Here is a 6000-nt window from a genome sequence, read left to right as displayed (position 1 = left end):
CGACCACGAGCACGCAGGCCTCCTCCACCTTCACGGTGGCCGGGCCGACGGTGGCCATCACCACGCCGGCCAACGGCGCGACGGTGACGAACCCGAACGTGACGGTGACGGGCACGGCGACGAACGCGACGAGCGTGACGGTGACGTTCCAGGGCACCAACTACGGCCCCATCACGGTGACGGGCGGCAACTGGAGCCAGGCGCTGCCCGGCCCGCTGGCCAACGGCACGTACACCGTGACGGCGACGTCCACGAACGGCACGACCACGAGCACGCAGGCCTCCTCCACCTTCACGGTGGCCGGGCCGACGGTGGCCATCACCACGCCGGCCAACGGCTCGACGATCAGCACCTCCTCGGTGACGGTGACGGGCACGGCCGCGAACGCGACGAGCGTGACGGTGACGTTCCAGGGGACGAACTACGGCCCCATCACGGTGACGGGTGGCAACTGGACCTACTCGCTGCCGGGCAACCTGACCAATGGCACGTACACCGTGACCGCGGTCTCCTCGAACGGCACCACCAGCAGCACCACGGCCTCCTCCACCTTCACGGTGAACGTGGCGGCGCCGACGGTGGCCATCAGCACCCCGGCCAACGGCTCGCTGCTCAACACCCCCAACGTGACGGTGACGGGTACCTCCACGAACGCGACGTCCGTGACGGTCACCTTCCAGGGGACGAACTACGGCCCCATCACGGTGAATGGCGCGGGTAACTGGAGCCAGGCGCTGCCGGGTCCCCTGGCCGACGGCACGTACACCGTGACCGCCGTGTCCTCCAACAGCGCGGGCACCAACAGTACCCCCGCGAGCACCACCTTCACGGTGGACCAGACGCCTCCGACGGTGGCCATCAGCACGCCGGTCAACGGCTCCACCATCAACACCCCCAATGTGACGGTGACGGGCACCTCCTCCGGCGCGTCGTACGTGACGCTGACCTTCGAGGGCGCCAGCTACGGCCCCATCTCCGTGGATGCCTCCGGCAACTGGAGCTACGCGCTGCCCGGCCCGCTGGCCGAGGGCGACTACACGGTGACCGCGGTGGCGGTGGACGCGGCGGGCAACACCAGCACGCCCGCGACCTCCACCTTCACGGTGGACGTGACGGCGCCGACCGTGGCCATCAGCTCGCCGGCCAACGGCTCCGTCGTTGGCACCAACACGGTGACGGTGACGGGCACCTCCTCCGGCGCGACGTCCGTCACGCTGACCTACAACGGGACGAACTACGGCCCCATCCCGGTGGATGCCTCCGGCAACTGGACCTACGCGCTGCCCGTCACCCTGGCGGAAGGCACGTACACCGTGACCGCGACGGCCACGGATGCGGCGGGCAACATCAGCACGCCCGCGACCACCACCTTCGACGTGGACCTCACGGTCCCCACCGTGGCCATCAGCACGCCGGCCAACGGCACGTCGGTGAACACGAGCACCGTGACGGTCACCGGCACGACCACGAACGCGACGTCCGTGACGCTCACCTTCGATGGCGCCAGCTACGGCCCCATCGCGGTGGATGGCTCCGGCCACTGGAGCTACGCGCTGCCCGGCCCCCTGGCCGAGGGCTCGTACACCGTGACCGCCGTGTCCATGAACGGCGCGGGCACGAACAGCGCCACGGCGAGCTCCACCTTCACGGTGGACCTGACCCCGCCGACGGTGGCCATCACCACGCCGGGTGACGGCTCCACGATTGGCACCGACACGGTGACGATCACGGGTACGTCCACGGGCGCCACGTCCGTGACCGTGACCTACAACGGGACCACCTATGGCCCCATCCCGGTGGATGGCTCCGGCAACTGGAGCTACACGCTGCCGGTGTCCCTGACCGACGGCACGTACACCGTGACCGCGACGGCCACGGACGCGGCGGGCAACACCAGCACCACGGATGACACCACCTTCACCGTGGACCTCACGGATCCGGAGGTCGGCATCACCACGCCGGCCAACGGCGCCACGCTTGGCACCGACACGGTGACCGTCACCGGTACCTCCGTGGGCGCGACGTTCGTCACGCTCACCTTCGAGGGCACCAGCTACGGCCCCATCTCCGTGGATGGCAACGGCCACTGGAGCTACACGCTGCCCGGCCCGCTGGCGGAAGGCTCGTACACGGTGACGGCGGTGGCCACGGACGCGGCGGGCAACACCAGCACGCCCGCGACCTCCACCTTCACGGTGGATCTCACCGCGCCGACGGTGGCCATCACCGCTCCGGCCAACGGCTCCACGGTGCTCACCAACACGGTGACCGTGACGGGCACGTCCACGGGGGCGACGTCCGTGTCGCTCGTCTTCGACGGGACGAGCTACGGCCCCATCTCCGTGGATGGCTCCGGCAACTGGAGCTTCACGCCGCCGGTCACCCTGACCCAGCGCGCGTACACGGTGACGGCGGTGTCCTCGGACGCGGCGGGCAACACCAGCGCGACCGCGACCTCCACCTTCAACGTGAACCTGACCGTGCTGGCGGTGGCCATCAACGCGCCGGCCAACGGCTCCACGGTCACCACCCCCAACGTGACGGTCTCCGGTTCGACCGCGGGCGGCGCCACGTCCGTGACGCTGACCTTCCAGGGCACCAACTACGGCCCCATCGCCGTGGATGGCTCTGGCAACTGGACCTTCGCGCTGCCGGGCCCGCTGGCGGAAGGCGCGTACTCGGTGACGGCGGTGGCCTCCAACGGCACCAGCACCAGCGCTCCTGCCTCCACCAGCTTCACGGTGGACCTGCCGGCGCCCACGGTGGCCATCACCACGCCGGTCAACGGCTCGACGATTGGCACCTCTCCGGTGACGGTGTCCGGTACGTCCACGAACGCCACGTCCGTGACGCTGACGCTCGACGGGACGAACTACGGCCCCATCGCCGTGAATGGCTCCGGCAACTGGAGCTACGTGCTGCCCATCACCCTGACCCAGCGCGCGTACACGGTGACGGCGGTGTCCTCGGATGGCTCGGGCAGCACCAGCGCCCCCGCGAGCACCACCTTCAACTGGACGGCGGCGCTGGACTCGGATGGCGACGGCCTGACGGACGCGGAGGAGCTCGCGCTCGGCACGGATCCGTTCAACCCGGACACCGATGGCGACGGCATCCCCGACGGCATCGAGGTCAAGGTCGGCGGCACTGACCCGCTCAACCCGGACACGGACGGTGACGGTCTGCCCGACGGCATCGAGGACGCCAACCACAACGGCATCCTGGACCCCGGTGAGACGAACCCCCTGGATGACGACTCGGATGACGACGGTCTGCTCGACGGCAACGAGGACGCCAACCACAACGGGGTCGTGGACCCCGGTGAGACCGACCCGCGCAACCCGGACACGGACGGCGACGGCCTGACGGACGGCCTGGAGCTGGGCCTCACCCAGCCGCAGGGCTCGGACACCGACCCGACGAAGTTCGTCGCGGATCAGGACCCGAACACGAAGACGGACCCGACCAAGAAGGACACCGACGGCGGCGGCGTGTTCGACGGCATCGAGGACGCGAACCACAACGGCCGCGTGGACGTGCTGGAGACCGACCCGAACAACCCCGCGGACGACAAGGACGCGGACGGTGACGGCATCGACAACGCCACCGAGCTGGAGCTGGGCCTGGATCCGTTCGACAACGACACCGACGATGACGGCGTGCCGGACGGCCTGGACGGCATCAAGGACACGGACGGCGATGGCATCATCGACGCGCTCGACCCCGACAGCGACAACGACGGCATCCTCGACGGCACCGAGATGGGTGTCACCGCGGAGACCGCGCCGTCCGGGACGGACAAGTCGTCGCCGAACTTCAAGCCGGACGCGGACCCGACGACGAAGACGGATCCGAAGAACCCGGACACGGACGGCGATAGCCTGAAGGATGGCGAGGAAGACGCCAACCACGACGGCCGCCGCGACGCGACCGAGACGGACCCGAACATGCGGGACACCGACCTGGGCGGCATCGACGACGGCACGGAGGTGCGCGGTGGCACCGACCCGCTGGACGCCAACGATGACTTCCTGGTCGTGGGCCACGGCTGCAGCACGGGGGAGGGGACCGGCTCGCTGGCGCCCTTCGCGCTCCTGCTGCTGGCCCTGCCCCTGGTGGGCCGCCGCTTCCGCCGCGCCGGGGCGTTCCTGGCGCGAGCGGGTGGGGCGCTGGCCGTGTTCGTGACCGCGCTGTTCGTGGGCACGGACGCCCGCGCGCAGGCCACCGCGGTGTCGCAGGCCATCGACGTGCAGCAGTACAAGCCGGGCCCGGGCATCTCGGACGTGCTCGCCGTGCAGGGCGCCAAGGTGCAGCGGCACCTGGGGTGGAACGTGGGGATGTCGGTCAACTACGCCGACAAGCCGCTCAACTTCTTCGACCCCCGCTCGGACACGTACGTCACCTCCCTGGTGAAGAGCCAGGTGGGCGTGGACCTGATGGGCGCCGTCGGCCTCTTCGACCGCTTCGAAATCGGCGTCGTGCTGCCCATCACCGTCCAGGGTTCGGAGGCTTCGCCGGCCGTGGACTCCTCCTTCGCCAACGGGGTGAGTGGCGGCGGCATCGGGGACCTGCGGCTCATCCCGAAGGCGCGGCTGCTGGACGGTGACAACTACGGCCTGTCGGTGGCGGTGCCCGTGTCGCTGCCCACGGGCGGCGCCTCGAACTTCCTCGGCGGGTCCGGCGTCTCCGTCAACCCGCGCCTGGTGGCGGAGTACGGCACGCGCTTCCGCGTGCTGGCCAACCTGGGCGTGGACATCCGCAAGGCGCAGCAGCTGCGCAACCTGAACGTCGGCAGCGCGCTGGCGTACGGGCTGGGCGCGGAGCTGCCCTTCAAGGTCGGGGATGTGCCCCTCGCGGCGGAGGCTTCGCTCGTCGGCGCGCTGGGCTTCAAGCAGCAGGACGCGGAGGAGCGTCCGCTGGAGCTGCTCGCGGCGCTGAAGTACCGCGCGCAGAGCGGGCTGGGCGTCCACCTGGGCGCGGGCCCGGGGCTGACGCACGGCTACGGCACGCCCACCTTCCGCGTGCTCGCGGGGCTCGCCTACAGCACCCCCGAGCGCGCCCCGGCGCCGCCCCGGCCGGTGTGCCCGGAGGGCCCGGAGGACTACGACGGGTTCCAGGACGAGGATGGCTGCGCGGACCTGGACAACGACAACGACGGCATCCCCGACACGGCGGACAAGTGCCCCAACGAGCCGGAGACGTTCAACGGCTTCGAGGACACGGACGGCTGCCCGGACACCGCGCCCCCGCCGCCCCCGCCCGCGCCGGTGGACTCCGACGGCGACGGCATCATGGATCCGGACGACAAGTGCCCCAACGCGCCCGAGGACTTCGACGGCTTCGAGGACACCGACGGCTGCCCGGACCCGGACAACGACAAGGACGGCATCCCCGACACGCTGGACAAGTGCCCCAACGAGCCGGAGACCATCAACGGCGTGGATGACGAGGACGGCTGCCCGGACAAGGGCAAGGTCAAGGTGCTCGTCGAGGGCGAGCGCATCCTCATCCTGGAGAAGGTCTACTTCGCCACGAACAAGGACGTCATCCTGCCGCGCTCGTTCCCCATCCTGAAGCAGGTGGCCGCCGTGCTGCGCGCCAACCCGCAGGTGGAGCTGCTGCGCATCGAGGGGCACACGGACAGTCAGGGCAACGACGCCGCCAACCTGGACCTGTCCAAGCGCCGCGCCGCCAACGTGCGCGTGTTCCTCATCAACGCGGGCATCGCGGGCGAGCGCCTCGAGTCCGAGGGCTACGGCGAGACGAAGCCGGTGGACTCGAACAAGACGGCCGCGGGCCGGGAGAACAACCGCCGCGTGGAGTTCAACATCGCGAGGATGGCCAAGGTCGAGGTGGAGAAGCCCGCCCCGTAACGCGCCATCGCCGTGAGTGAAGTGGAGAGGCCCGGTCCCCCCAAGGGGGAGCCGGGCCTCTTCGTTCCCGGCGTCCGTCCTGTCACGTCACGCACGCTGAAACGGGGCGTGTGACCGACCACGGCGA

The 6000-nt window shown here is 70.2% G+C and carries 1 protein-coding gene; it reads left to right on the top strand.

Going from position 1 to position 6000, the window contains the following annotated elements; genetic code table 11:
• Positions 1 to 35 precede the first annotated feature (35 nt).
• Positions 36 to 5873 (top strand): Ig-like domain-containing protein, encoded by a 5838-nt coding sequence (locus FOF48_RS08575; protein WP_255442010.1) that lies wholly within the window; start codon positions 36 to 38, stop codon positions 5871 to 5873.
• Positions 5874 to 6000: the final 127 nt, after the last annotated feature.

This window comes from Corallococcus sp. Z5C101001 (assembly GCF_007352635.1).
Taxonomy (GTDB): domain Bacteria; phylum Myxococcota; class Myxococcia; order Myxococcales; family Myxococcaceae; genus Corallococcus; species Corallococcus silvisoli.
The sequence above is the reverse complement of the archived record's forward strand: the minus strand, read 5'-3'. Positions and strand labels throughout refer to the sequence as shown.